General features: G+C 68.7%; 28 protein-coding genes and 1 pseudogene. 18 read left to right on the top strand and 11 right to left on the bottom strand.

The features are described from left to right. Positions 1 to 20: 20 nt before the first annotated feature. The 4 genes from ACP99_RS01485 to ACP99_RS01470 form a co-directional block, all read right to left on the bottom strand. Positions 21 to 1619 (bottom strand): PH domain-containing protein, encoded by a 1599-nt coding sequence (locus ACP99_RS01485; RefSeq protein ID WP_049984892.1) that lies wholly within the window; start codon positions 1617 to 1619, stop codon positions 21 to 23. Between the two features lies 1 nt (position 1620). Continuing rightward, a complete protein-coding gene (locus tag ACP99_RS01480) occupies positions 1621 to 2088 on the bottom strand; it encodes a PH domain-containing protein (protein WP_049984891.1) in 468 nt (155 codons plus the stop codon). An 8-nt stretch (positions 2089 to 2096) separates the two neighbouring features. Further along, positions 2097 to 2555, bottom strand: a complete 459-nt coding sequence (locus tag ACP99_RS01475) for a CopD family protein (RefSeq protein WP_049984890.1) — start codon at positions 2553 to 2555, stop codon at positions 2097 to 2099. A gap of 82 nt (positions 2556 to 2637) precedes the next feature. Next, on the bottom strand, positions 2638 to 3492 hold the full coding sequence (locus ACP99_RS01470; RefSeq protein WP_081927035.1) for an inositol monophosphatase family protein: 855 nt from the start codon (positions 3490 to 3492) through the stop codon (positions 2638 to 2640). 95 nt (positions 3493 to 3587) lie between these two features. Between ACP99_RS01470 and ACP99_RS01465 the strand changes: the two genes are divergently transcribed. Together ACP99_RS01465 and ACP99_RS01460 are read left to right on the top strand one after the other, a co-directional pair. Then, on the top strand, positions 3588 to 4103 hold the full coding sequence (locus ACP99_RS01465; protein WP_049984889.1) for a macro domain-containing protein: 516 nt from the start codon (positions 3588 to 3590) through the stop codon (positions 4101 to 4103). Between the two features lie 18 nt (positions 4104 to 4121). Then, positions 4122 to 4325, top strand: coding sequence for a hypothetical protein (locus tag ACP99_RS01460; protein WP_049984888.1), 204 nt, complete (start codon positions 4122 to 4124; stop codon positions 4323 to 4325). Positions 4326 to 4391: 66 nt separating this feature from the next. On the opposite strand, the gene ACP99_RS01455 is transcribed toward ACP99_RS01460, so the two are convergent. Continuing rightward, entirely contained in the window at positions 4392 to 5423 is a 1032-nt protein-coding gene (locus tag ACP99_RS01455; protein WP_049984887.1) for a succinylglutamate desuccinylase/aspartoacylase family protein, read from the bottom strand. Positions 5424 to 5505: 82 nt separating this feature from the next. On the opposite strand from ACP99_RS01455, the gene ACP99_RS01450 reads away from it, so the two are divergent. The 5 genes from ACP99_RS01450 (at position 5506) to ACP99_RS01430 (ending at position 8598) form a co-directional block, all read left to right on the top strand. Further along, positions 5506 to 5880, top strand: a complete 375-nt coding sequence (locus tag ACP99_RS01450) for a helix-turn-helix domain-containing protein (RefSeq protein WP_049984886.1) — start codon at positions 5506 to 5508, stop codon at positions 5878 to 5880. Continuing rightward, the gene (locus ACP99_RS01445) at positions 5880 to 6173 is read left to right on the top strand and encodes a DUF7521 family protein (protein WP_049984885.1); all 294 of its coding nucleotides are present in this window, start codon (positions 5880 to 5882) and stop codon (positions 6171 to 6173) included. Before ACP99_RS01450 ends, ACP99_RS01445 begins: the two co-directional genes overlap by 1 nt. Positions 6174 to 6345: 172 nt before the next feature. Next, complete coding sequence (gene trxA / locus ACP99_RS01440; RefSeq protein WP_049984884.1) at positions 6346 to 6777, top strand: thioredoxin; 432 nt, start codon at positions 6346 to 6348, stop codon at positions 6775 to 6777. Positions 6778 to 6913: 136 nt separating this feature from the next. Then, positions 6914 to 7882, top strand: coding sequence for a ribose 1,5-bisphosphate isomerase (locus ACP99_RS01435; RefSeq protein ID WP_049984883.1), 969 nt, complete (start codon positions 6914 to 6916; stop codon positions 7880 to 7882). Between the two features lie 104 nt (positions 7883 to 7986). Beyond that, positions 7987 to 8598: a hypothetical protein gene (locus ACP99_RS01430; RefSeq protein ID WP_049984882.1), complete on the top strand. Its 612-nt coding sequence runs from the start codon at positions 7987 to 7989 to the stop codon at positions 8596 to 8598. A gap of 34 nt (positions 8599 to 8632) precedes the next feature. Here ACP99_RS01430 and rbcL read toward each other — a convergent pair whose 3' ends face one another. The 6 genes from rbcL to ribH form a co-directional block, all read right to left on the bottom strand. Then, on the bottom strand, positions 8633 to 9922 hold the full coding sequence (gene rbcL, locus ACP99_RS01425; RefSeq protein ID WP_049984881.1) for a type III ribulose-bisphosphate carboxylase: 1290 nt from the start codon (positions 9920 to 9922) through the stop codon (positions 8633 to 8635). An 89-nt stretch (positions 9923 to 10011) separates the two neighbouring features. Then, a complete protein-coding gene (locus ACP99_RS01420; protein ID WP_049984880.1) occupies positions 10012 to 12063 on the bottom strand; it encodes a DEAD/DEAH box helicase in 2052 nt (683 codons plus the stop codon). A gap of 62 nt (positions 12064 to 12125) precedes the next feature. Then, the gene (locus ACP99_RS20330) at positions 12126 to 12311 is read right to left on the bottom strand and encodes a hypothetical protein (RefSeq protein WP_197052323.1); all 186 of its coding nucleotides are present in this window, start codon (positions 12309 to 12311) and stop codon (positions 12126 to 12128) included. A gap of 53 nt (positions 12312 to 12364) precedes the next feature. Next, positions 12365 to 13501: an MATE family efflux transporter gene (locus ACP99_RS01415; RefSeq protein WP_197052322.1), complete on the bottom strand. Its 1137-nt coding sequence runs from the start codon at positions 13499 to 13501 to the stop codon at positions 12365 to 12367. Positions 13502 to 13597: 96 nt separating this feature from the next. Beyond that, positions 13598 to 14746: a pyridoxal phosphate-dependent aminotransferase gene (locus ACP99_RS01410; protein ID WP_049984879.1), complete on the bottom strand. Its 1149-nt coding sequence runs from the start codon at positions 14744 to 14746 to the stop codon at positions 13598 to 13600. Next, entirely contained in the window at positions 14743 to 15147 is a 405-nt protein-coding gene (ribH, locus tag ACP99_RS01405; protein ID WP_049984878.1) for a 6,7-dimethyl-8-ribityllumazine synthase, read from the bottom strand. The genes ACP99_RS01410 and ribH overlap by 4 nt, the downstream gene beginning before the upstream one ends. Before the next feature lie 156 nt (positions 15148 to 15303). Between ribH and ACP99_RS01400 the strand changes: the two genes are divergently transcribed. The 11 genes and pseudogenes from ACP99_RS01400 (at position 15304) to nuoK (ending at position 24655) form a co-directional block, all read left to right on the top strand. After that, positions 15304 to 17256, top strand: a complete 1953-nt coding sequence (locus ACP99_RS01400) for a flippase activity-associated protein Agl23 (RefSeq protein WP_081927033.1) — start codon at positions 15304 to 15306, stop codon at positions 17254 to 17256. Positions 17257 to 17372: 116 nt separating this feature from the next. Continuing rightward, positions 17373 to 18529, top strand: a pseudogene (locus ACP99_RS01395) (5-(carboxyamino)imidazole ribonucleotide synthase). Positions 18530 to 18582: 53 nt separating this feature from the next. Continuing rightward, complete coding sequence (purE, locus tag ACP99_RS01390; RefSeq protein ID WP_049984877.1) at positions 18583 to 19233, top strand: 5-(carboxyamino)imidazole ribonucleotide mutase; 651 nt, start codon at positions 18583 to 18585, stop codon at positions 19231 to 19233. A 92-nt stretch (positions 19234 to 19325) separates the two neighbouring features. Further along, positions 19326 to 19739 (top strand): NADH-quinone oxidoreductase subunit A, encoded by a 414-nt coding sequence (locus ACP99_RS01385; protein WP_049984876.1) that lies wholly within the window; start codon positions 19326 to 19328, stop codon positions 19737 to 19739. Next, the gene (locus ACP99_RS01380; RefSeq protein WP_049984875.1) at positions 19736 to 20446 is read left to right on the top strand and encodes an NADH-quinone oxidoreductase subunit B; all 711 of its coding nucleotides are present in this window, start codon (positions 19736 to 19738) and stop codon (positions 20444 to 20446) included. Before ACP99_RS01385 ends, ACP99_RS01380 begins: the two co-directional genes overlap by 4 nt. Then, positions 20443 to 22113: an NADH-quinone oxidoreductase subunit D gene (locus tag ACP99_RS01375; RefSeq protein WP_049984874.1), complete on the top strand. Its 1671-nt coding sequence runs from the start codon at positions 20443 to 20445 to the stop codon at positions 22111 to 22113. Before ACP99_RS01380 ends, ACP99_RS01375 begins: the two co-directional genes overlap by 4 nt. Beyond that, positions 22113 to 23171, top strand: a complete 1059-nt coding sequence (locus tag ACP99_RS01370) for a complex I subunit 1/NuoH family protein (protein WP_049984873.1) — start codon at positions 22113 to 22115, stop codon at positions 23169 to 23171. The genes ACP99_RS01375 and ACP99_RS01370 overlap by 1 nt, the downstream gene beginning before the upstream one ends. Beyond that, complete coding sequence (locus ACP99_RS01365; protein WP_049984872.1) at positions 23168 to 23629, top strand: NuoI/complex I 23 kDa subunit family protein; 462 nt, start codon at positions 23168 to 23170, stop codon at positions 23627 to 23629. The genes ACP99_RS01370 and ACP99_RS01365 overlap by 4 nt, the downstream gene beginning before the upstream one ends. Before the next feature lie 113 nt (positions 23630 to 23742). Continuing rightward, a complete protein-coding gene (locus ACP99_RS01360) occupies positions 23743 to 24003 on the top strand; it encodes an NADH-quinone oxidoreductase subunit J (RefSeq protein WP_049984871.1) in 261 nt (86 codons plus the stop codon). After that, the gene (locus ACP99_RS01355) at positions 24000 to 24353 is read left to right on the top strand and encodes an NADH dehydrogenase (RefSeq protein ID WP_049984870.1); all 354 of its coding nucleotides are present in this window, start codon (positions 24000 to 24002) and stop codon (positions 24351 to 24353) included. Before ACP99_RS01360 ends, ACP99_RS01355 begins: the two co-directional genes overlap by 4 nt. Next, a complete protein-coding gene (nuoK, locus tag ACP99_RS01350; RefSeq protein WP_049984869.1) occupies positions 24353 to 24655 on the top strand; it encodes an NADH-quinone oxidoreductase subunit NuoK in 303 nt (100 codons plus the stop codon). Before ACP99_RS01355 ends, nuoK begins: the two co-directional genes overlap by 1 nt. Position 24656: the final 1 nt, after the last annotated feature.

Raw genomic sequence — 24656 nt, 5'->3', positions numbered from 1 at the left:
GGTTCGCTGTCGGGCCTTGGTTACGTCTCTTCTCCGTGCGGTTCCCGGTCGTCAGTCTCGTCGCCGTCGCCGTCGCTCGCTCCCGGCTCGGCGCGCGGCTCGTCCTCGAAGCCGATTCCGGCGCGGCCGGCGCGGTAGGCGTCGACGGCGTCCCCGAGCCGCGCTTCGAGTTCCGCGCGCAACTCGTCGGCTCTGGCGCTCGCGACGTCCACGGCCGCGGCGTCCTGCCCGCCGAGCGAGAGCGATCCCGCGGTGTCGATCGCGACGGTCGCGAGGCCCAGTCGCCGCTGGAAGACGTTGCGGGAGTCGATGACCGTCTGGATGCGGTAGTAGGGGACGATCTTCGTCTCGCGTCTGAGCACCCCGTTTCGGGTGACGACGTGGTGGTCACCCAGCCAGTGGCCGCGGTTGCGCCACGTCGCGTGCGCGAACAGGACCGCCAGCGGCGCGAGCAGCAGCGGGATCCACGGCGGGAACGGGAGCGCAAAGAGCGTTCCCGCGCCGTAGCTGATCCCGGTGAGCACGCCGACGACGAGCAGGTACCGGACGAGGTAGCGACGGCGCGCCACCCGGGGCGGCCGTTCGAGGTCGACGGTGCCGACGGGTTCGAGTTGCTCGACGAGTTCGAGCACGTGCTCGCGCTTGGCGAGCGGGATCGCCGCCTCAGAGCCCCGAGAGCCGCTTCCCGACCCGCCCGGCGCGTAGCCCGCGGTCTCGATGTACAGCGTCGCGTAGCCGAAGTGTCGCTTCAGCGGGTTGTCCGCGATCGTCAGCGTCTGGATCTTGTCGAAGGGGATCGAGCCGTCGTAGCGCTGGAGCAGGCCGCGCTCGTACTGCAGTTCGTCGCCCGAGCGGACGAGTCGGAAGTCGTAGTACTCGATTATCGACGCGGCGGCCCCGACGGCCCACGACACGAGCGCGAGACCGAAGACGAGCGCGCCGGCGACGCCGGCGAGCGCGACGCCCGGGAGGGCGTCGAGGTACGAGGAGATGACGGTGGATCCGACCGTGGAGACGAGCAGAAAGAGGATCCCCGGGACGCGAAGATCGATCGACAGCGCGCCGAGAATCGCCAGTTCGCTCCGGTCGAGTGCGAACAGCTCCGTCGACTCGGGTTCGGCGGTGGCGGCCCGCTCGCCCGCTTCACCCTCGGCCGCCTCCGCGTCGACCGCACGCTTCAGCCGGGCCAGTTCGCGCTGGAGCCGCTTCGCCTCCTCGAAGGTGACGTACTTGAGCTGTGCCTCGGTCTCGCCGCCGCCCGCGGTCTCGAACGAGACGAGCGCGATGCCGAGCAGCCGCTGGACGACGTTCCGAGAGATGTCGACGTTCTGGATCCGCCGCAGCGGGATCTCGCGGCTCCGGCGCGACAGCACGCCCGAGTCGATATCCAGCGTGTCCCCGCCGAGTTCGTAGCTGAACCGCCTGACGTAGGCCACCTCGTAGCCGACGAGCGCGAGCACGGCGAGGCCGCCGAGACCGACGAGGACGAGCGGCCCCGCGGGGCCGACGCCCGGGATCGACACGCCGCCGCCGAGCGCGAACGCGAGGAAGACGAGGATGCCGCCGCCGCGCTGGAACGCGCGGTAGGGGACCGACAGCGGCGAGAGGCTCCGGGGCATCTCAGACGGCGTCCTCGCCCTCCGAGCGGATCGCCAGCCGCTTCAGCCGCTCGCGGAGGTCGTCGGCGTCGCCGGGCGTCAGCCCCGGGACCGACACGTCCGCGCCGCGGGACCCCGCCGTGTAGACGACGGTGCTCGAGAGGCCGACGAGCCGCTCCGTTGGCGATCGGCTCGTGTCGACGTGCTGGATCCGGACGAAGGGGACGACCGTCCGGACTTTGGTGAACACGCCGCGTTCGAGGTACAGCGAGTCCTCGCGGACCTCGTAGCGCCACGCGCGGTACCGGAGTACGGCGAGCGCCACTCCGAGGCCGCCGAAGGCGAGGAACACGGCAGCGGGGGTCCACGCGGGGAGCCACGCCGGGTCGACGACGCGGCCGACGCCGAACGCGATGCCGGCGAGCACGGCGGCCGTGATGAGCGATCGAACGATCCACAGCAGCCGAATGCGGGGGTTGAGGCGGTTCATTCTCCGGATCAGTACAGGGCGAGTCCCGAGGCCAGCAGTCCGGCGTCGACGAGGAGGAGGATCCCGACGACGGCCGCGGCGCGGAAGAACGTCGCCGACTCCGCGACGGGCGTTCGAACGCGCTTCTCCTGGAGGCCGTCGACGAGTCGGCTCCGGCCGATCTCGACGAGCGCGGTGAGCACGAGCCACAGCGCGAGCATCGCGAGGACGAGGTGGCCGCGACCGCTCGCGGTGAGCGTCTCGACGGTGTAGCGCGTCCCGGCGAGGTGGCCGCCGGTGAGGAACATCACGACGGACGCGCCGCGGGAGAGGTAGACGAGTCGGTCGGCGATCGCCTCCAGCGGGGCCGCGTCCAGCGCGCCCTCCGCGGCGGCGGGGAGGATCGCTCCGGCGACGAAGACGACGCTACCGACCCACAGCGCGCCCACGAGGACGTGCAGGGTCACCATCACGGTGTCGAGTACCATATCCGTCGGCAAGGACCGACGACGCTTGAAACCCCGCGGTTCCGCCTCGCTGCCGAACGGCTGAAACCGCACCGCGGCGCGGTCAGTCGAGAACCGCCGTGGCTGCGTCGACGAGCCGATCGCAGGTCTCGCGGTCCGGAGCCGCGACGTAGAGGCCGTCGATGCCGACGCCGGCGTCGTCGCTCTTGCGTTCGACGAGTCCCGATCCCGACGGGGTTTCGTCGACGTCGAATATCCGGCTGACGACGCCGCTCTCCTCGGCGAGCAGCGCGCCCGCGTACTGCTCGTAGACGTCGGGGCGGTAGGCGACGAGCCCCTCGATCGATCCGCGGGCCAAGAGCGCCCAGTCGACGCAGGGCGACCACGTGTTGACGACGCGCTTGCAGCGGTCGTCGAGCGTGTCCTCCAATCGATCCGCCGTATCGCGATAGGCCTGATTCCGAAGCGCCGGAAGCCCGACGACGAAGGAGACCGTCCCCGACGGGAGCGAGCGGTCGCTCTCGGCGCGGAGTTCCTCGCCGTCGGCCGTTGCTCCGCCACCCCGCCGCGCGAGATACAGCGAGTCCGGGAGCGGCTCGTAGACCGCCGAAACCAGCGGGTCGCCGTCGTCGAGGACGCACGCCGCCGAGGCGAAAAGCGGGACGTCGGCCGCGAAGTTGTTCGTCCCGTCGAGCGGGTCGACGACCCACTCGTAGCGGTGGTCGCCGGCGCGGCCGGACTCCTCGCCGTGGACCGCGTGATCGGGGTAGGCGTCCCGGATCACCGCTAGCGCGTGATCCTCCGCGACGCGGTCCGCGGCTGACTTCACGTCGTCGGTGCCGTACTCCGCCTCGATCGCGTCGTCGCGGAACGCCTCGAGGAGGTAGTCGCCGCTGGCCCGGACGGCCCGCGCGGCGACGGCTTCGAGGAGTGGCGGCTCGGTCGATCGGTCGCTCATACCCGCGAGAGAACCTACCGCGACAAGAGCGTTCGCCTGAATGGGGCAGTCGCAGTGGCCGCAGGCGTTTTTCGTTCGCGCGTCGAACGACGCGTATGGAGTGCTCCGTCGTCCAGGGGGACATCGCACAGCAGTCCGCGGACGCCCTCGTCAACGCCGCCGGGACCAGCCTCCAGATGGGCTCCGGGGTCGCTGGCGCGCTCAGACGGGCAGGTGGCGAGGAACTGAACCGCGAGGCGGTCTCGAAGGGGCCGGTCCACCTCGGGGACGTCGCCGTCACCGACGCCTACGGACTCGACGCCGACTACGTGATCCACGCGGCGGCGATGCCGCACTACGGCGACGGGAAGGCGACCGCAGAGAGCATCCGCGACGCGACGCGGAACACACTGGAACGCGCGGACGAACTCGGCTGCGAGTCGCTCGTGATTCCGGCGCTCGGCTGCGGCGTCGCGGGGTTCGATCTCGAATCGGGTGCGGAGGTCATCCTCGAAGCGATCCACGCGTTCGACCCCGACTCGCTCGTCGACGTCCGCTTCATCGCGTACGGCGACGGGGAGTACGAGACGGTCTCGCGAGTCGCCGAGGAACGCCGATCGAAGGGCGCGTGAGATGTCCGAGAGGATGGGATGAACGTCCCCGAGGAGCCCCCGGAAACCTGTCCCGTGTGCGACCGCGCCTACGAGTCCGTCTCCGAGCACGACGGCGGACTGATGGTGAACCTGCTCGACAACGACCGCTACCGCCGGGTCTGTTTCGAGCCGGTGCTCGTGGGCGAGGGGGCCCGCGTGCGGTTCTACCACCACACGCACGAGCAGACCTCGTCGGCGTGACTGTCCCGCGTGTAGCTTTCGATGTGACTGCCCCGCCCGTGGTCTCCGGGGCGGCGACCGGTTCCGTCACATCCACGGCCGCTCGGTGAACTCGCCGGCCTCGATCTCGCGTTCGATCTCCCGGAGCGTCGCGTCGTCGACGCCGACGAGGTGACACAGCGGGTGGCCGGGTGCGGCGACCGGGTTCTGGAGCGTGCCGATGATGAGACCGGTGAACGGCGCGGCCACGCGTTTCTCGCGCTCCTTGAAGTGGTCCGTTATCGTACAGATCGTGTCGCCCTCGTAGACCAGCGGCACGGGCCCGTACTGCATCTCGACGAGCCCGCCGGTGTCGGCGCGGAGCCACGTCTTGTCGCCGTTGCTGTCGATCACCCGCGTCCACCCTGGCCAGCGGACCGGTTCGTCGGGGCGGATGCCGTACTCCGCGAAGACGCTCTCGACGCCCTCCACCGCCCGGTCGATCAGCTCCGGTTGGAAGCGGTGGGCCCGCCCCATCTCGACGGTGATCGTCGGGATGCCGTCGTTCGTCGCGACCGTCCGCAGCGACCCGGGGTCGGCCTCGCCCGACAGGATGAGGTTCGAGGCGAACGCGCGGGCGAGCCGCTCGACGTCGGGGTTGGTCGTGTCCGCGCGGACGTGGTACATCGTCGTCCGGTTCCGCGTCGAGGTGTGGAAGTCGATCCCGAAGTCGCAGGGCTTGACGAACCGCTCGTAGATCTGATTCGCCATCCGCTCGGCCGTGTTCGAGCCCGCACGTCCCGGGAACGATCGGTTCAGGTCGAGGTCGTAGATCGGGATGTAGCGCTGCTGGGCGAGGTAGCCGGGGACGTTCGCGACGTGGACGCAGACCAGCGTGCCGTGGACGTTCGCCGGATCGTACCTGTCGGCGACTTCCTGTAACACCTTCACGCCGTTGAGTTCGTCGCCGTGGATCGCCGCCGAGAGGAACGCCGTCGGGCCGCCGTGCTCGCCGTTGACGACCGTGACGGGGATCTCCACGGGATCGCCGAGGTACGTCTCGCTGATCTCGTACCGGAGGTGGCGAGTCTCTCCCGGCGGCACCTCGGCGTCGTACCTGAACGGCTTCGGGTCGCTCATACGCCGCGGCTTCACGGGGCTTCGATAAAGTACCTCGCTCCATCCCGGGAGATTAATACGGGCGCTCGTCCAGCATCCGGTAATGGCGCGCGAGTCGGCCGTGAGAGAGTCAGCTGACCTGCGGTCTGTCCTCGACGCACTCGACGACGCAGACGCGAGAGCCATCATCCGAGCGCTCGAGGAGCCACTGACGGCGAGCGAGCTCTCCGAGCGGACCGACATTCCGCTCTCGACGACGTATCGGAAACTGGATCTCCTGACCGAGGCGGAACTGCTCGAAGAGGGGACCGAGATCCGATCGGACGGACACCACACGACCACGTACGCCGTCGCCTTCGAGGAGGTCCGCATCGCGCTTTCGGAGTCGCGCGAACTCGACGTAGAGATCGCCCACGTCGACAAGGGGCCCGAAGAACGACTCGCGGACATCTGGACCGCCGTACGGGAGGAAACATAATGGCACACGATACCGCAACGACCAGCATCGCAACGGGAATCATCGTGGTGAAGACGGGGATCCTCGTCCTCGGCGGCCTCATCACGTACTTCTCGTGGAAGGCGTACCGCAAGACTGGAACGGGGGCGCTCCGGGCGCTCGCACTCGGATTCGGCATCGTCACACTGGGCGCGCTGCTCGGCGGGACGATGGACTTCATCCTCGGCGTCAACCTCGCGACAGGGATCCTCATCGACGCGATTTTGACGTTCGTCGGGTTCGCGGTCATCACGTACTCGCTGTACGCTGACTGACCGCTGACGCAGGGAGGATCTCGTCGATCGGCACGACACTCGATGGGCGCTGACAGCGGCCGCGACGATACCGCGAGCAACGGTACCAGTTCACGAACTATTCGGCTCCGACCACCTATATTGTCTATATTTTGCAAAACTGTTTTATTCGTAGCCGACTAACGAGGTGGTGATGAGCGAATCACCCAGCGATATCGACGAGATCCGCGCCCAGAAACGCGAGGAGTTAGCGTCCCAGATCGACGGCGAAAGCGCCGAAGAAGATGGTTCAGAACCGAATTCTGCACCGTCGGAGCCGATCCACGTCAACGGGAACGCCGAACTGCAGGACGCCGTCTCCGACTACGACGTCGTGCTCGTCGACTTCTACGCGGACTGGTGCGGTCCGTGCAAGATGCTCGAACCGACCGTGAGATCGCTGGCCGAATCGACCGACGCGGCGGTCGTGAAGGTCGACATCGATCAGAACCAGCAGCTCGCCCAGCAGTACCAGGTGCGCGGCGTGCCGACGCTACAGCTCTTCAGCGGCGGCGAAGCGGTCGAGCAGGTCGTCGGCGTCCGCGACGAGTCGACGCTCCGCTCGATGATCGAGCAGTACCTCTAAGCCGCGAACGACTGTCGGCCGCCGCCTCGACCCCTGCGTGTGCCGCCTGTCGGGCACCGCACGCTCCGCGGCCCGAGATCCGATCACTCCGCGGCCCCGGGAGCGAACTTTTTACTCACGCGCCCGAACGGACGGTATGAGCCGTCCCGACCGCGACGTCGACGTGGCCGAGGCCGTCCGCGAGACGGCCGAAGACATCGGATCGATGGAGATCCGGGGCGCGGCGACCATCGCGGCCGCCGCCGCGGAGGCGCTCGGCGAGCAGGCCGCCGCGAGCGACGCGGAGACGGGAGAGGAGTTCCTCGCCGAACTCCGGGCCGCGGCGCGCGTCCTCTACGACACCCGACCCACGGCAGTGAGCCTGCCGAACGCGCTCCGGTACGTGTTTCGGGACGTCGAGGGGGAGACCGTCGAGCGACTTCGGGCGAGCGTCCGCTACAGCGTCTCGGAGTTCTGCCGCCGACTCGACACCGCGCAGAACGACCTCGGGCGGGTCGGCGCGAACCGGCTTCGCGACGGCGACACGATTATGACGCACTGCCACTCGACGGACGTCCTCGCCTGCGTCGAGACCGCCGTCGAGCAGGGGAAGTCGCTGTCGGCGTACGTCAAGGAGACCCGGCCGCGGAACCAGGGGCACATCACCGCCGAGTCGCTCGTGGAGTTGGGCGTCGACGTGACGCTGATCGTCGACTCGGCGGCCCGACGGTACCTCAACGACGTCGATCACGTCCTCGTCGGGGCCGACAGCATCGCCGCCGACGGGTCGGTGATCAACAAGATCGGCACGAGCGGGCTCGCGGTCAACGCCCGCGACCGGGGGACGCCCATCGTCTGCGCGGCACAGACGATCAAGCTCCACCCGGACACGCTGACGGGGCAGACGGTCGACATCGAGATGCGCGACGAACGGGAGGTCATAAGCAAGGCTGACGAGCGCGAAATCGGTGAGATAGACGTGTTGAACCCCGCGTTCGACGTGACGCCGCCGCGGTACGTCGACGCCATCGTGACCGAGCGCGGGCAGTTCCCGCCCGAGAGCATCGTCACCCTGATGCGCGAACTGTTCGGCGAGAGCACGACGGAGCCGTGGGCGGATCCCTGACGGGGTCGATCGGGTACTTTTTCGACGGGAGCGCGAAAGCGTCCTGACCGGCGGCGAAACCGACCACAGAAGAGTTTTACCGACGCGGCGGAGACCCCGGACCGATGGAGACCCTCCCGCATTTCACCCCGAAACTGATCGTCGGGGTCGGTTCCCTCCTGCTCACGCTCGTCGCCACGTGGGCGACGATGCGGACCGCCGGGTACCCCGACCACCGCGCGGTCCCCTCGTGGCCGAAGCTCCTCGTCGGGCGGCTCCGACGCGAACTCCCCCGCGGCGACCTCCTGACCGGCGCGTGGCTCGCCCTCGCCCTCTGGTCGGTCCTCGTCTCGGGGCTGCACTTCGGCGGCGTCTACTACAACGTCTACACCGCGCGCCCGTGGTGGGACCTGATGACGCACGCGATGGGCGGTTTCGGCGTCGCGGCGCTGCTGGCGCTGACCTTCCGGCGCTCGACGCTCCGCTCACCGACGTGGCTCGTCCCGGCCGTGCTCGCCGTCGGAGCGGGCTTCGAGGTGTACGAGTTCGTGTTCAAGACCTTCTGGTACCACTGGTCCCTGGAGTTCTACGTCGAGGATACGATCGTCGACCTGATACTCAACACGACCGGTGCCGCCGCGTTCACCGCTCTGGCGCTTCTCTACCGGAGTCGCGCCGACACGCGCTCGTCCGACGCCGACCGCGGCGACGATCCGCTCGGGACCGACTCGGACTGAGCGGCGGTTCGTCGACCGTCGCAGCCGACTGCCCTCACCGGGGCGTCTCGGTTCCCCACTTCTCGATCGCCGTCGCGAGCGCGGGGCTCTCCTCGGCCTTCGATTCGAGTGAGCGACCCTCGGCGTAGGCTTCGACGGACGCGCGGAGCGCCTTCGCCCCCTCGTGGGTCCCGTCGGGGTGGCCGTGGATCCCGCCGCCGGCCTGCACGCAGACGTTCGTTCCGGTGGCGGCGAGGAGGTCGGGGACGAGGCCGGGATGCAGGCCGCCGGAGGCGACCGGCAGGACGTCGTTCAGGCCGTACAGATCGTCGCGGAGCCACGCGTTGATGCCGACGGTGTCCTCGTTCGCGAGTTTCCCGAGCCCCGCGGTGCCGGTGTGGAGCTGATCGACGCCGACGAGCCGAGAGATCTGGGCGAGCACGCGCATCGAGACGCCGTGGGCCGGCAGGCGGTCGAACGCGGCGTGCATCGCCCGGTGAGCGTGGATCGCGAGCCCGAGTTCCTCACAGCGCTCGCGAACGGCCTGCACCGCGGCCCAGCCCGTCGTGATGACGTCGACCATCACGTACTCACAGCCCTCCGCGGCGACCTGATCGACGCGTTCGAGCATCTCGGTGGTCCCGGCCGTCACGTTGATCAGGTAGGACTTCGCCTCGCCGGTCTCCTCGGCGGCCTGATCGCGCTTCGCGAGGCTCTCGACGAGCCGATCGTGGAAGGGGTTGAAGTCCTGATCGGTGAGGTTCTCGTCGTCCTTCAGGAGGTCGACGCCGCCGGTCCACGCCTCGTAGCCGACCTCCGCGTGCCGCTCCGTCGAGAGGCCGACCTTCGGCTTCGGCACCGTCGCGAGGATCGGACGGTCCTCGACGCCGAAGATCTCCGCCCGGACGTCGGAGCCGAACTGCGGTCCGGCGAACGAGGTCGCGATCGACTCGGGCCACTCGCAGTCGAGCAGGCGGATCGTCTCGACCGCCTTCATCCCCATGATGTTGCCCGCGATGCAGGAGAGGATCTGCGGCATACTGCCGGGCTCGAAGAGCCCCGACGGGTAGGCGACCTCGATCTCCGCGGCGTCGGCGTCGCCGGAGCCCGTTCCGGATCCGTCGGGGTCGGCGTCGATCGCGAAGGCCGTCGCGCCCATGTCGGTGAACCCCTCGCCGGTCGGCAGCGCCGACCACGTCCCGTTCGACGACTCGGAGGCGACGCGGGAAGCCGCCGCCTCGACGTCCATCCCCTGCGCGGGGACGATGCGGAAGGTGCAGACGAGATCGTCGGCCGACGGCTCGAACGACAGGTCGATGAAGTCCTCGTAGGTGATTCCAGCCATACCCCTCGGAGTTCACGCCGCGGGGGCATAAATTCCGCCGGCGGACGGGGGAGAGTCGCTGGGGCGGCCGAGCGGTTCGCCCCGGACGCCTACCGGGGCCGCCGCCGTTCGACGTCGTCCTCGAGTGACTCGGCGAGTCGCCGTCGGACCGCGTCGAACACGTCGACGTCGGAGCCGAGCGTCGTCGCGAGCGCGTCACCCGCGCCGAGGAGCCACGCGGCGCGCTCGACGTGGGACTCGACGTCTCCGGGGCCGACGCGGTAGCGGTCGACGAGGTCCTCGATCGTCGCGCCCTCGCCCCACTCGAAGACGAGCCGGGCGAGCTTGACCGCGCAGAGCCACGCCTCGAAGTCCTCGGCCTCGTCGGGCGCGGTCGTGAACTCCGCGGCGTGCCGGGAGGCGTAGCGGTAGACGTCGGCGCGCTCGCGGTTGCCGAGGTACGTGCCGCGCATGTCCGGCGTCGCGCAGACCACCCCCAGCGCGGTCAGCGGCGTGACCGTCTCCGCGGCCATCGTCTCGATGGTTCTGACTCCCTCGATCAGCCGCGCGCCCGTCTCGGGGCGGACGTACTGCCGGGAGACGGTCTCCCCGAGGTCGGTGGCGGCCAGCGAGAGCGAGTCACCGCCATCCCGTGCATTCTCGTCGCCGCCGTGACTCCCTCCGACGTCGAGCAGTTCCATCGCACCTAACTCGTCGACGACGCTCCCGAGCAGCCCCGAGAGGTCGACGTCGGGCGACTGGTGGGCGAAGAAGGTGGCGTCCAGCAGGTCCAGCACGCCCGCCGTCGAGTCGGCGAACCCGGAGGCGACGACCGAGAGCACGTGCGTGCGGAGCGCCTCGCGCGCCGTCAGTTGGGACTGGACCGCCTCGGGGCCGGCATCGACGTAGCGCTCCCACAGGTCCTCGGCGGTGTGCGCCTCGCCGATCAGCACGGCCTCGCCGTATGGATCGAGGTGCGGCCGTCCGGCGCGGCCGCACATCTGGTGGACCTCCAGCACCGGCAGCGGCGACATCTCCTCGCCGGTGTAGCGTTCGAGGTCTCGGATCACGACGCGCCGCGCGGGGACGTTGACGCCGGCGGCCAGCGTCGGCGTCGCACAGAGCACCCCCAGTTCGCGGTCGCGGAATCCGGACTCGACGAGCGCGCGGTGCTCGCTCACGAGGCCCGCGTGGTGGAACGCGACGCCGGATTCGACCGCCGCCGCGAGCCGTCGCCCGGTCGCGGTCCCGTCGACGCCGCGGACGTCCCCGGCGAGATCCGCCGCGGCCGACTCGTCGAGCGCGAGGTCAGCCTCGGCGAGCCGCGCCGCCAGCGACTCCGCCTCGCTGCGGGAACGGACGAACGCCAGACACTGCCCGCCCGAATCGATGGCGTCGGCGACGAGTTCGGCGGTCGCCTCCGTGCCTCGATCGGCGTCGGCCGCCGGGACGCCGGTGTCGAAACCGTCGCCGCCGTTCGGCTCACCGCCGTCGCCGACGTCCACGTCGAGCGTCGAGCCGTCGTCGAACCGGACGTCGTCGCCGTCGTAGACCCCGGTTCGAAGCGATACCGGGCGCCACGTCGACTCGACGAGTTCGGCGTCGAGCCACGAGGCGATGTCCGCGGGGTTGTCGACGGTCGCCGAGAGCGCGACGATCTGAACGCCCGGGGCGCGACGCTGCAGCGTCGCGAGCGTGACTTCGAGCGTCGGGCCGCGGCGCTCCTGCCCCAGCAAGTGGACCTCGTCGACGACGACGCAGGCGAGGTCTTCGACCCACGAGGCCCCGTTCCTGATCGCCGAGTCGACCTTCTCCGCCGTCGCGACGACGACGTCCTCGTCGCCGAGTTCCTCGGCTGGCGAGTCGAAGTCGCCGGTCGAGATGCCGACGCTGACGCCGGGAAGCTGCGCGAACGACTCGTACTTCTCGCGGGCGAGCGCGCGGAGCGGGACGGCGTACAGCGCCGGGCCGTCGGCGGTCAGCATCGCCAGTTCCGCGATCAGCGTCTTCCCCGACGCCGTCGGGATCGCGGCGACGACGTTCCGGCCCTCGGTGATCCCGGCGTCGACGGCGGCAGCCTGTGGTGGATAGAGTTCCTCGATCCCCGACTCGCGGTAGTGCTCGCGGACGGCCGCGGGCACGGGGAGGTCGCTGACGTGCACATCCGGGTGTGGCGCCGTGAACGTATAAAAACTCGCGGGCGAGGGACCCCGCGGCGGTCGCCTCACGTCTCTTCTTCGTCGCGCTCGGCGATCATCCGCGCGGCCAGCGCCGTCCAGTCGTCGCCGGTGATCTGAGTCGCGACGATGGCCGCGCGCGCGGCGTACGAGAGGACGATGCCGACGAAGACGCCGGGGAGACCGAACCCCAGAGTGATCGCGAGCAGGTACGAACCGCCGAGCAGGAACACGTACGAGCCGACGACGCCCGCGTAGAACGGCGTCCGCGTGTCGCCCGCGCCCTTCAGCGCACCGGAGAACGGGAAGTAAACGCCGATGAAGAGCAGCGCGACGGCGAACGCGCGGTTGAGTCGGTCGCGTACGCGACCGTCGCCGCGTCCCGGGTGAAGAGCGTCGCGAGCGGCTCGGCGGCGACGAACTGGAAGACGCCGACGACGCCGAGAGTCGCGACGCTGAACAGCGCGACGATCGTCGCCGTCTCCCGAGCCTCGTCGGGCTTCTCAGAGCCGAGCGCCTGCCCGACGAGAATGCTCGAGACGGTTCGGAACGCCCGGAAGAACGGGGCGGCGAACTGCTGGTAGATGCGGTTCGCGACGTGGTAGGCGGCGCTCGCCTCGGTCCCGAACAGGAGCACCAGCGAGTTGAACGGGAAGTTCGCGATCTCGGTGCTCAAGCCCCCGAGGATGTCGGGGACGCTCACTTCGAGCAGCTGTCTGGTGAGAAGCAGCCCCCGCGGCCGCGCGAGCGACACCGCCGAGCGACCGCCGAGGAAGACGCCGACGACGAGCAGCGCCTCGACGGTTCGACCGACCGCCGTCGCGATCCCGACGCCGACGATCCCCAGCCGCGGCGCGCCGGCGAGTCCCAACCCCAGCGCGACAGACAGGAGGATGTTCAGCCCGGTCGCGACGCCGTTGATCGCCATCGGCGTTCGCGTGTCGCCGGTCCCCTGCAGCGCCCGCACGCCGACGAAGCCGACGATCCGCATCGGCGCGGCGGCGAAGATGATCGCCAGGTAGCGGCCGCCCTCGCTCGCGACCGCGGACTCGGCTCCGAGGAGGGCGATCAGCGCCTCGCCGAACAGCAGGCCGACGAGAACGAGCGGGAGGCCGCAGAGCAGACCGATGAGCAGCGCCTGCGTGACGGCGTGATCGCGGGTGACGGTGTCGCCGCGACCCGTCTCCTGACTGGAGAGCGCGATCGCCCCGCTTCCGAGGCCCATCCCGACGCGGAGCGGGATCCGCGAGTAGAGGTCCGCGAGGCCGATGGCCGCCACCGCGACCGGCGAGAAGAAGCCGGTGACGAGGATGTCGACCGTCCGCATCAGCGTGTTGAGCGTCTGCTGGAGGGCGACCGGCCAGCCGAGGTCGAGCGTCCGCCGCCCGATGGAGCGGACGCGCTCGCGGGGTACTGAGAGCAACGGCTGAACGTCTTCGTGCGTGTACGAAATAGGTTGCCGTCAGTTCGAGGGGCCGCAGTCGCCGTCAGTCAGCGACGAATCGGCGTCGCCGACCGCTCAGAGGTAACCGTGCTCGACGAGTCGGTCGACCGCCTCGCGGAGCCGCTCCTCGCTGGCGGCGTAGGAGATCCGCGCGTAGCCGGGCGAGCCGAACGCCGAGCCCGGAACGGTCGCGACGTGGGCGTCCTCGATCGCGCCCGCGCACCACTCTTGATCGTCGTCGTCGACCGGGAGCATCATGTAGAATGCGCCGTCGCCGACGGGGACGTCGACGTCGTGCTCGGCGAACAGCTCCGAGAGCATATCGCGTCGCTCGCGGAACGCGTCGCGCATCTCCGTGACGGCCTCGTCGGTGTTCTGGATCGCTTCGAGGCCCGCGTGCTGGACGAAGTTCACGGCGCAGGAGACCGAGTGGGAGTGCAGCTTCGCGGCCTGCGAGATCAGCGACTCCGGGGCGTGGAGGTAGCCGAGCCGCCAGCCGGTCATCGAGTACGCCTTCGAGAAGCCGTTGATCGTGACCGTCCGGTCGCTCATTCCCTCCAGCGATCCGAGGCTCGTCGGCTCGACGCCGTAGGTGATCTCCTGGTAGATCTCGTCGGAGATGACGGTGACGTCGTGCTCGACGGCCAGATCCCGGACGCCCTCGAGCGCCGCGTCGGAGTAGACCGCGCCCGTCGGGTTCGACGGCGAGTTCACGACGAGCAGTTCGGTGTCGTCGGAGATGGCTTCCGTGAGGTCGTCGAGTGCGGGCTCCAGTTGGAAGTCGTAGGGTGCGAGATCAACGCGGTTGAGCGAGCCGCCCGCGAGCTTGGTCATCGCCTCGTAGGATACCCACGCGGGGTCGAGCAGTACCACTTCGTCGCCGTCGTCGATGAGCGTCTGGAACGTCTCGAAGAGCGCCTGCTTGCCGCCGGGCGTGACGATGACCTCGTCGCTCGCGGCGTCGATGCCGTCGTCGCGGAGCTTCGCGGCGATGGCCTCGCGAAGCGCCGGGATCCCGTTCGACGGGGTGTAGCCGGTGTGTCCGGCGTCCATCGCGTCCTTGCCCGCCTCGACGACGTTCTCCGGCGTCGGGAAGTCCGGTTCGCCGACCGAGAGGTCGACGACGTCGACGCCGTCCGCTTCCAGTTCGCTCGCCTTGTTGCTGATCGCCAGCGTCGCGCTCGGTTCGACCCGTTCGACGCGGGCTGCGAAGTCGAAACTCATGCCAACGTCTCCACCATATCGACGGCGGCGTTTACCGCTTCCGCACCTTTCTCGACTCGCTCTCTCGCCTCGGCCCCGCTCTGTCCGGGGCCGGAGACGCCGAAGGTGACGGGCACGTCGCGGTCGAGGCTCACTTCGGTCAGCGACTTCGCGGTCGCGTCGGCGATGACGCGGTCGTGGTCCGTGTCGCCGGTGACGATCGCGCCGACGACCGCGACGGCGTCGACCTCGTCGCGTCGGGCGAGCCGATCCGCCGCCAGCGGCGAGTCGTACGCCCCGGGGACGGGGAGTTCGGCTTCGATCTCAGCGTCTCGTTCCGCGGCGGCCTCTCTCGCGGCGGCCGCCATGGGCTCGGTGACCGAGGCGTTGAATTCGGCCACCACTAATCCGAGCGTTACCATACCGAAGCGGTCCCCCGGCGCGCTCAAAGAGGTATCGGCACGCGTCCGTCGCCCGAGCCGTAGCTCGGTTGATACGTTGAGTTGTCGTGGGCCGCGAGCGCCGCTGCCCGGTCGCAAACACAAGAGTTGTAACGAACTGGGGAGCACAACGAAGCAATGAGCCCTGACGAGGGCCCCCGCGACACGGACGCTCCCTCCTCCGAAGCGGCGCGACCGGAGGATGCCCCCGGCAGCGACGCTGAAACCGACTCTCCCGTCGAACGGGTCGAACTCGACGACGACATCGGCACCATCGATAGCGACCCCGACAGCCGCGGCCGACCTGCGAGCGCGAGCGCCGATTCCGGCCGCGGGCCGAACCGGCGTCGCGCGCTGTTCGGCGTCCTCGGGTTCACCGCCGTCGCGCTCGCGCTCCGCCTCGTCGCGCTCGGCGGGCGGATCTTCCACTGGGACGAGGGCCGCGTGGGCTACTGGATCCTCCGCTATCACGAGACCGGCGTGCACACGTACCGCCCGATCGTCCACGGACCGTTCCTCCCGATCGTCAACGACTGGCTGTTCTTCGTCCTCCCGGTCTCGGACTTCACCGCGCGGCTGCCGGTCGCGCTCGTCGGCGGCCTGTTCCCCCTGGCCGCGTGGCTGTTCCGCGAGCGGCTTCGCGACACCGAACTCGTGGGGCTCGCGGCGCTGCTGGCGCTGAACCCGCTGGTCGTCTACTACTCCCGGTTTATGCGAAACGACGTGCTCGTGGCGGCGTTCTCCGTCGTCGCGCTCGGGTTCGTCGTTCGCGGGCTCGACACCGGTCGGCTCCGGTACGCGTTCCCCGCGACCGCCGCTCTCGCGCTCGCGTTCACGACGAAGGCGAACGCGCTGCTGTACGTGCTCTGTTTCCTCGGCGCGGGCGCGCTTCTCTTGGATCACCGGCTGCTCGGCGCCCGAGCGCGCGGGGAGCCGGTCCGCGGCGTCGCCGGGCGGTGGCGCGCAGGGGTCACGCGGAGTATAACCTCGCACGGACGGACGCCGCAGGCATCGCTCGCTCGGGTGGCCGGGACAGCGGCCGGCGCAGTCGTGCTGTTCCTCGCGGTCACCGTGTTCTTCTACGCACCGCGGCCGGACCTCTGGGTGGCGCTCTCGAACCCCGCACAGCTCCCGTCGGTCCTCGACGCGGGCACGATCGGCGCGGCCGAGAAACTCGCGGACACGTGGGGCGGCGGCGGCCACCAGGACCACCCGTACCTGCCGTACCTCGTCGACCTCGTGGAGACGCTCGTCTACGGCGCACCGGCGCTGATCGCGTTCGGGCTGCTCGGGATCGTCGCCGACCGCTACGGGCTCTACGGGGACGGCCCCCGCGAGGTCGTCACGTTCGCGACGTACTGGGCGGTCGCCTCGCTCTTCGGCTACCCGATCGCGACCGACATCGAGGCCCCGTGGGCGGCGGTCCACGTGATCGTGCCGCTGGCGATTCCGGCCGCTGTCGGCGTCGCGTTCGTCGTCGAGTCCGCTCGCGACGCCCTCGACGCGCGCGACGCGGTGAGCGTCGGCCTCGCGGCGCTGATTCTCCTCTCGGCCGTCGGCGGCGTCGCCGCCGCGAACGCGACCTACTTCAACACGACCGATCAGGACGACAGGGAGGTGCTGCAGTGGGCGCAGCCGGAGAACTCGCTGAAGCCGACGATCGAGGTCGCAGGCGAGGTCGCGGCCGCCAACGACGACGGCGCTGACGTCCTCTTCGTCGGGACGAGAGCGCCGGGCAGCGACGAGACGCTGTTCTACGTCCGCAACGAATCCTCGCTCGACACCGCGCCGCCGGGCGGGCCCGCGTGGCACGACCGCCTGCCGCTGCCGTGGTACCTCGAACGCGCGGGCGCGAACGTCACGAGTTCGTCGCCCGACGCCGACCTGAACGAGACGCTCTCGGACCCACCGCCGGTCGTGATCGCGAAGGGCTTCGACCGCAACGACGTCTCCGGGGAGCTGTCGGGGTACGCCGCCTTCGAGCACAAGTTCCGGCTCTGGAACGACGACGTCGTCGTCTTCATCGAACGCGAGGAACTGCAGCGCGTCGCGCCCGAGTACGAATCCGAGTCGGCGTCAGCGACGTCGTAACCCCGGTTCCGGCCACGTCGAAACTCCGCCGGTGCGTCGCGGCTGTGCGCACGATCGTGTGCATCCGCGCGCAGTGTTCGGCAAACTTTATTCAGTATCGTCCAGTATCAACGCCCGTGACCGTCACCGTACCCGGACCCACGCTCGGCGTCGTCGGCGGCGGCCAACTCGGCCGGATGCTCGCCGAGGCGGCCGCCCCGCTCGGCGTCGAGGTGGTCGTCCTCGATCCGACGCCGGAGTGCCCCGCCTCGCCCGTCGCCCGCGAACAGGTCGTCGGCGACTTCGACGACCCCGAGGCGTTCCGCGAACTCGCCTCGAAGGTCGACGCGCTGACGTTCGAGATCGAACTCGCCGACTCCGAACTGCTGGAGGAGGTCGCCGAGGAGTTCGGCCTCTCCGTGAACCCCGACCCGGCGACGCTGTCGACCATCGAGGACAAACTCGTCCAGAAGCGCGCGCTCGCCGACGACGGCGTGCCCGTCCCCCCGTTCCGGAAGGTCGACGACGCCGACGACCTCCGCGCGGCGCTCGACGAGTTCGGATCGGTGATGCTGAAGGCCCGCACCGGCGGCTACGACGGTCGGGGGAACGTCCCCGTGACCGACCCCGCCGACGTCGAGGACGCCATCGACGCCGTCGGCGGCCCCGCGATGGCCGAGACGTTCGTCGACTTCGCCCGGGAACTGTCGGTGATCGCCGTGCAGGGCGACGGCGAGGTCCGCACGTTCCCCGCGGGCGAGAACGTCCACGAAGACGAGATCCTCCGGGAGACGATCCTGCCCGCGCGCACGAGCGACGAGGTCTTAGAGCGCGCCGAAGAGGTCGCCCGCGACGTCCTGTCGACGCTGTCGGGCCGCGGCGTGTTCGGGATCGAACTGTTCGAGACTCGCGACGGAGAGATCTCGGTCAACGAGATCGCACCGCGGCCGCACAACTCCGGACACTGGACGATCGAGGCGCGCGCACCTCCCAGTTCGAACAGCACGTCCGCGCCGTCCTCGGGTGGCCGCTCGGGTCGACCCGCCTGCGCTGTCCGACCGTGATGTCGAACGTCCTCGGGACCGTCGAGGAGCCCCGACCGGCGCGCCTCGGCACCGTCGAGGCCGTCCTCGAAGACGCGGACGCGTCGCTGCACTGGTACGGCAAGGACGAGGTGCGCCCGCTGCGGAAGATGGGCCACGTGACCGTGACCGGCGACGGCGAGACCGGCCGCGACGCTGACGCGCTTCTCGCGCACGCGAGAGAGGTCAGAGAAGCGCTGACGTTCGAGTGACCGAGTCGACAGAAAAGCGCGACGCCCCGAAGCCACTACACAACGAGCCAGCAATGACCGACTACACCCCAGACGACGAAAGCGACGTGACAGTACAGGACCTGATCGACCGACTCCGCGAGGAGGCCGACGCAGACGTCGACCCCGAGACGACGCCCGACGTCGGGATCATCATGGGGTCGGACTCGGATCTGGAGACGATGTCGGGCGCGCACGAGGCGCTCTCGGAACTCGGCTTCGCCGAGCAGACGGACTTCCGCGACGCGCCCGAGGCGCGCTTCACCTACGAGACGTACGTCGTCTCCGCGCACCGGACGCCCGAACTGATGTACGCCTACGGCGAGACCGCCGAGGCGCGCGGGCTGGACGTCGTGATCGCGGGCGCGGGCGGGAAGTCCGCCGACCTCCCGAACATGACCGCCTCGATCGCGTACCCGATCCCGGTCGTCGGCGTCCCGGTTCAGGAGAAGTCCGTCGACTCGGTGATCGGGATGCCGACCGGCGCGCCCATCGTCGCCGTCGACGCGGGCAAGTCGTTCAACGCGGCGCTGTCCGCGGCGCAGATTCTCTCCCGCGAGCACGAGCAACTGCGCGAGCGCCTGATCGAGTACCACGAGTCGCTGGTCGGACAGGTCGCCCGCGACTCCCGCGATCTGCACGATCTCGGCGTCGACGCGTACGTCGAGAGCCGAGCGGACGAGTGACCGACCTTTCGGAGCACGAGGCGTCGGCAGCGGTATAAATCAACGCTTATGGGGGGGCGCTTCTAACCCCCGAACGTCAGGGAGACTACGGAATGAGTGAATGGATAGCAATCGGGGCCCTTGCGCTCGTCGCCGTCGGCATCCCACTTGGGATGATGGCCGTTTCGGCGATCCTGCGCCCGTCGGTTCCCGAACAAGGCAAACGCGCCACCTACGAGAGCGGTGAGGTACCGACCGGAACGGCGCGCGTCCAGTTTAACATCCAGTATTACATGGTCGCGCTGCTGTTTCTCGTGTTCGACATCGAGACCGTTCTCATCTTCCCGTGGGCCGTGATCTACCGGCCCGCGTTGGACCAGGGCGTCGCCCTCTCGACGGTCCTGCTGCCGATGCTCGCTTTCGTCGGCGTGCTCGTCGTCGGACTGGTCTGGGCGTGGCGCAACGGCGCGATCAAGTGGGTCAAAAGCCCGCTTGCGAACCGCCAGAAGACGGAGAGAAACGCATGAGTAGCGAACGAGACACACCATTCGTCACGGACGACACGCAGGTACAGACCGAGACGCGGGACGCCCGGATGACGGGCGCGGGAGCGGACAACCGCTTCAACTCGAAGCTTCGGGAGGCGTTCGGCTCCTCGCCGTTCATCCTCACGAAGTTCGACCAGTTTATGAACTGGGTCCGCGGCTCCTCGATGTTTATGCTGCAGTTCGGGATCGCCTGCTGCAGCATCGAGATGATGCACACCTACTCGGTGAAACACGACCTCGACCGGTTCGCGGCCGGGGTCCCCCGCGCGTCGCCGCGACAGGCGGACGTCATCATCGTCCCCGGAACGATCGTCTCGAAGTTCGCCCCGCGGATGAAGCGCGTCTACGACCAGATGCCCGAGCCGAAGTTCGTCGTCGGGATGGGCTCCTGTACGATCTCGGGCGGCCCGTTCCAAGAGGGCTACAACGTCATCAAGGGCGCAGAGGAGGTCATCCCGGTCGACATCCACGTCCCGGGCTGTCCCCCGCGTCCCGAGGCGCTCATCTACGGCGTCGCGAAGCTGCAACAGCGCATCGCCGAGGGCGAGTCGAGCCCGGTGACGGTCAAACCCTACGAGCTCGAACAGTTCGACGACCTCGAACAGGACGAGATCGTCGAGCAGCTCGCAGACCAGATCGACGAGGACGACCTGGTTATGCGGTACAACTGGGCTGATTCGCCATGAGCCTCGAAGAACCAACCCCAGAGGACGGCGCGGTCGAGGTCCTGCCGACCGAAGGCGACGAGATCGCCGAACTGCTCGGCGACCTCGTCGTCGATCGCGAGGAGCACGTCAACGCGCCCGGGTTCGTCATCCGGCCCGACAGCGTCCAAGAGACGCTGCGTCGCCTCCGCGACGAGGCCGGGTTTGACCACCTCTCGTGTGTCACCGCCGAGGAGCGCGAGGACCGTTACGAGTCGATCTACCACCTCACGAGCTTCGACGACCGACAGCGCGAAGTGAGCGTGGTCGTGCCGACGACGAAGGACGATCCCGTCAGCGAGTCGGCGGAGCCGGTCTTCCGGACGGCCGACTGGCACGAGCGGGAGGCCTACGACCTGATCGGCATCGAGTACGACGACCACCCGGACCTGCGGCGGATCCTGCTTCCGGACACGTGGCAGGGCCACCCGCTCTCGCAGAACTACGATCAGGACCGGCCGCAGATCGTGACGCTCAAAGAGTGGGAGAACCCCCTCGCCGACGATCACCGCGAGGACGCGGGCGACACGATGTACGTCAACATCGGCCCGCACCACCCCGCGACACACGGCGTGCTGCACGTCAAGACGGTCCTCGACGGCGAGCAGGTCGCCGACGTCGACCCCGACATCGGCTACCTCCACCGCTGCGAGGAGCAGATGTGCCAGACGAAGACGTACCGCCACCAGATCATGCCGTACCCGGACCGCTGGGACTACGCGTCGTCGGGGCTCCTCAACGAGTGGGCGTACGCCCGCGCCGCGGAGGACCTCAACGACATCGAGGTTCCGGAGTACGCGCAGATCATCCGGACGATGGGTGCGGAGTTCTGCCGCATCGCCTCGCACATGCTCGCCGTCGGCACGTTCGCGCTCGACGTCTACGGCGACTTCACCGCGATCTTCATGTACGCGATGCGGGACCGCGAGAAGGTGCAGAACGTCCTCGAAGAGCTCACCGGCCAGCGGATGATGTTCAACTACTTCCGGCTGGGCGGCGTCGTCTGGGACCTCCCCGAGCCGCGCGAGGAGTTCTTCGAGCTGATCCGGGACTTCCTAGAGGACCTCCCGGAGGCCGTCGAGGAGTACCACGACCTCATCACCGGCAACGAGATCCTGCAGTCGCGGACGATCGACACGGGCGTGCTGCCGCCGGAGGTCGCGAAGTCCTACGGCGCGACGGGCCCCGTCGCACGCGGTTCAGGGATCGACTACGACCTCCGCCGGGACGACCCCTACGGCTACTACGACGAACTGGAGTGGGACGTCATCACCGAGGACGGCTGCGACAACTTCAGCCGTCTGCTCGTCCGGCTGAAGGAGGTCGAGGAGTCGGCGAAGATCATCGAGCAGTGCGTCGAACTGCTCGAAGACTGGCCCGAGGACGAGCGGAACATCCAGGCGAACGTGCCCCGGACGCTCCGCCCGGAGGACGACAAAGAGATCTACCGCGCCGTCGAGGCCGCGAAGGGCGAACTCGGCATCTACATCCGCGCGGACGGGACCGAGAAGCCCGGTCGCTTCAAGATCCGCAGCCCGTGCTTCTCGAACCTGCAGACGCTGCCTGAGATGTCCGCCGGCGAGTACATCCCGGACATGGTTGCCTCCCTCGGCAGCCTCGACATCGTGCTCGGCGAGGTGGACCGCTGATGTTGCCGCTGCAGTCTGAGGTCCTCCTTCCCGAGCGGATCGCGGGGATCCTCGGTCTCTCCGGGACGGTCGGACAGATCGTCGGCGGCCTGATCGGCGCGTTCCTGATCGCGAACATCCTCTTGATCCAGACGGCCGTCGCCGGCCCGTGGGCCAAGCGGAAGATCACCGCCGCGTTCACCGACCGCATCGCGGTCAACCGCGTGGGGCCGTTCGGCCTGCTCGTGATCGTCGCCGACGCCGTCCGACTGCTCTCGAAAGAGCTCGTCATCCCGGAGGGCGTCGACCGACCGGCGTACGACCTCGGCCCGCTTCTGGTTCCCTTCTCGGCGCTGCTCGGCTTCGCCGTCATCCCGATGGGGAACGGCATCCACCTGGCCGACCCCGAGACCGGCGCGGTGTTCGCCTTCGCGGCGTCCTCTATCGCGTCGCTCGGGCTCGTGATGATGGGCTACGCGTCGAACAACAAGTACTCGCTGCTCGGCGGGCTCCGCGCGATCGCCTCGAACATCGCCTACGAGATCCCGCTTATCGTCACCGCGGTGTCGGTGATCATCTTCACCGGCTCGCTGCAGATGAGCGAGATCGTCGCCCAGCAGACCGATCCGCTGCTGTCGGTCGCTGGCGTGACGATCCCGCAGTGGTTCGCGTTCGTGAACCCGTTCGCGTTCGTGCTGTTCGTGATCGCGAATCTCGCTGAGGTCGGTCGGAACCCCTTCGACGTGCCGGAAGCGCCGACCGAGATCGTCGCCGGGTACCAGACGGAGTACTCCTCGGTGTACTTCGTGCTCATCTACCTCGGGGAGTTCATCCACATCTTCCTCGGGGGCGCGCTCGCGGCGACGCTGTTCCTCGGCGGACCGGCCGGGCCGGTCCTGCCGGGGTTCGTGTGGTTCCTGATCAAGATCTGGGGGTTCTACCTGTTCACCCAGTGGGCGCGCTCGGCGATCCCCCGCCTCCGCATCGATCAGTTCCTCGACATCGGATGGAAGGGGATGCTCGTGCTCTCCTTCGCTAACTTGGTGCTCACGGCCGTAATCGTGGGAGTGATAGCATGATCGGCGTACTCAAATCGATGGCGACGACGATGAAACACGCGCTGGACGGCGAGACGTTCACGGTCGAGTACCCGGACGTCGCGCCCGAGGTGAGCCCCCGCTTCCGCGGGGTCCACAAGTTCAGCCAGGAGCGCTGCATCTGGTGTCGGCAGTGCGAGAACGTCTGTCCGAACGACACGATCCAGATCGTGCAGGACGACCAGCGCAACGGCGAACAGTACAACCTCCACATCGGCCAGTGCATCTACTGCCGGCTCTGCGAGGAGGTCTGCCCCGTCGACGCCATCCTGCTCACGCAGAACTTCGAGTTCGTCGCCGACACGAAGGACGACTTCGTCTACAACAAAGAGCAGCTGAAGAACGTCCCGTGGTACAAGGACATCGACCCGCTCAACTCCCGCGAACCCGACCGCGGCGCGTGGATCGGCGAGGGAGAGGGCGAGGTGGACTATCAGTGAGGTGAGTCCACGCCACGCGGGACAGTCCGCCGATCAAAGTCCGTTCGCCCGGGAGGAGCCCGGGCGCGGACTTCTCGAAATCTTCAAAGGGATACCTCAAGGAGACACACACAATGGTTTATGAGACCATCGCGTTCGCGCTGTTCGCCCTCGTGACCGTGGGCTGCAGCCTGGGCGTCGTCCTCGTGCGGGACGTCTGGCACTCCGCACTCCTGCTCGGGGGCGCGCTCTTGAGCGTCGCGGTGCACTACGTGATGTTGCAGGCGGAGTTTCTCGCCGCAATGCAGATCCTCGTCTACGTCGGCGGGGTTCTCATCCTCATCACGTTCGCCGTGATGCTGACGCGTACACAACCGGAGGTGAGTAACACATGACCACGAAACCCGAACTGAAGCTGGGTTCGCATCTCGTTCCCGGCCTGGCCGCGGCAGCGCTGTTCGTCGTGATGGCCGCCGCGATCCTCTCGTCGTCGATGCCGGAACCGCAGGGGTTCGCAGAGGGTGCGAACATCACGGCCAGCATCGGTTACGCGATGTTCAACCTCGATCTCGGCGACGTCGCCGGCGAGAGCTTCCTCGTCGCGTTCATCGTCATCGCGATCACGCTCGACGTCGCGCTCGACGGCGCGGTCCACCTCGCTCGTCGCGAGGACGGCGGCGGTCGGCACCTCGTCGCCGACGGCGGTCGCGCGCTCAAAGAACAGCTCTTCGGAGGTGAGGAGTGATGGTTCCGCCGGAGTACTACCTGCTTCTCTCCGCCGCGGTGTTCTGCATCGGGCTGTTCGGCATCCTGACGCGGCGCAACGCGCTGCTGTTCCTGATGTCGGTCGAGCTGCTTCTGAACGCCGCGAACGTCAACCTCGTCGCGTTCTCCCAGGTCTGGGGGAACGTCACGGGACAGACCTTCGCGCTGTTCACGATGGCGCTCGCCGCCGCCGAGGTCGCGATCGGGATCGGGATCATCCTCGTACTGTACCGCAACTTCGACGGCGTCGACGTCACCGACGCGACGACGATGAGGTGGTAAG

Source organism: Halobellus rufus (assembly GCF_000739575.1).
Taxonomy (GTDB): Archaea; Halobacteriota; Halobacteria; order Halobacteriales; family Haloferacaceae; genus Haloquadratum; species Haloquadratum rufum.
Note: the sequence above shows the minus strand (reverse complement) of the source record. Positions and strands in the feature narration are given on the sequence as shown.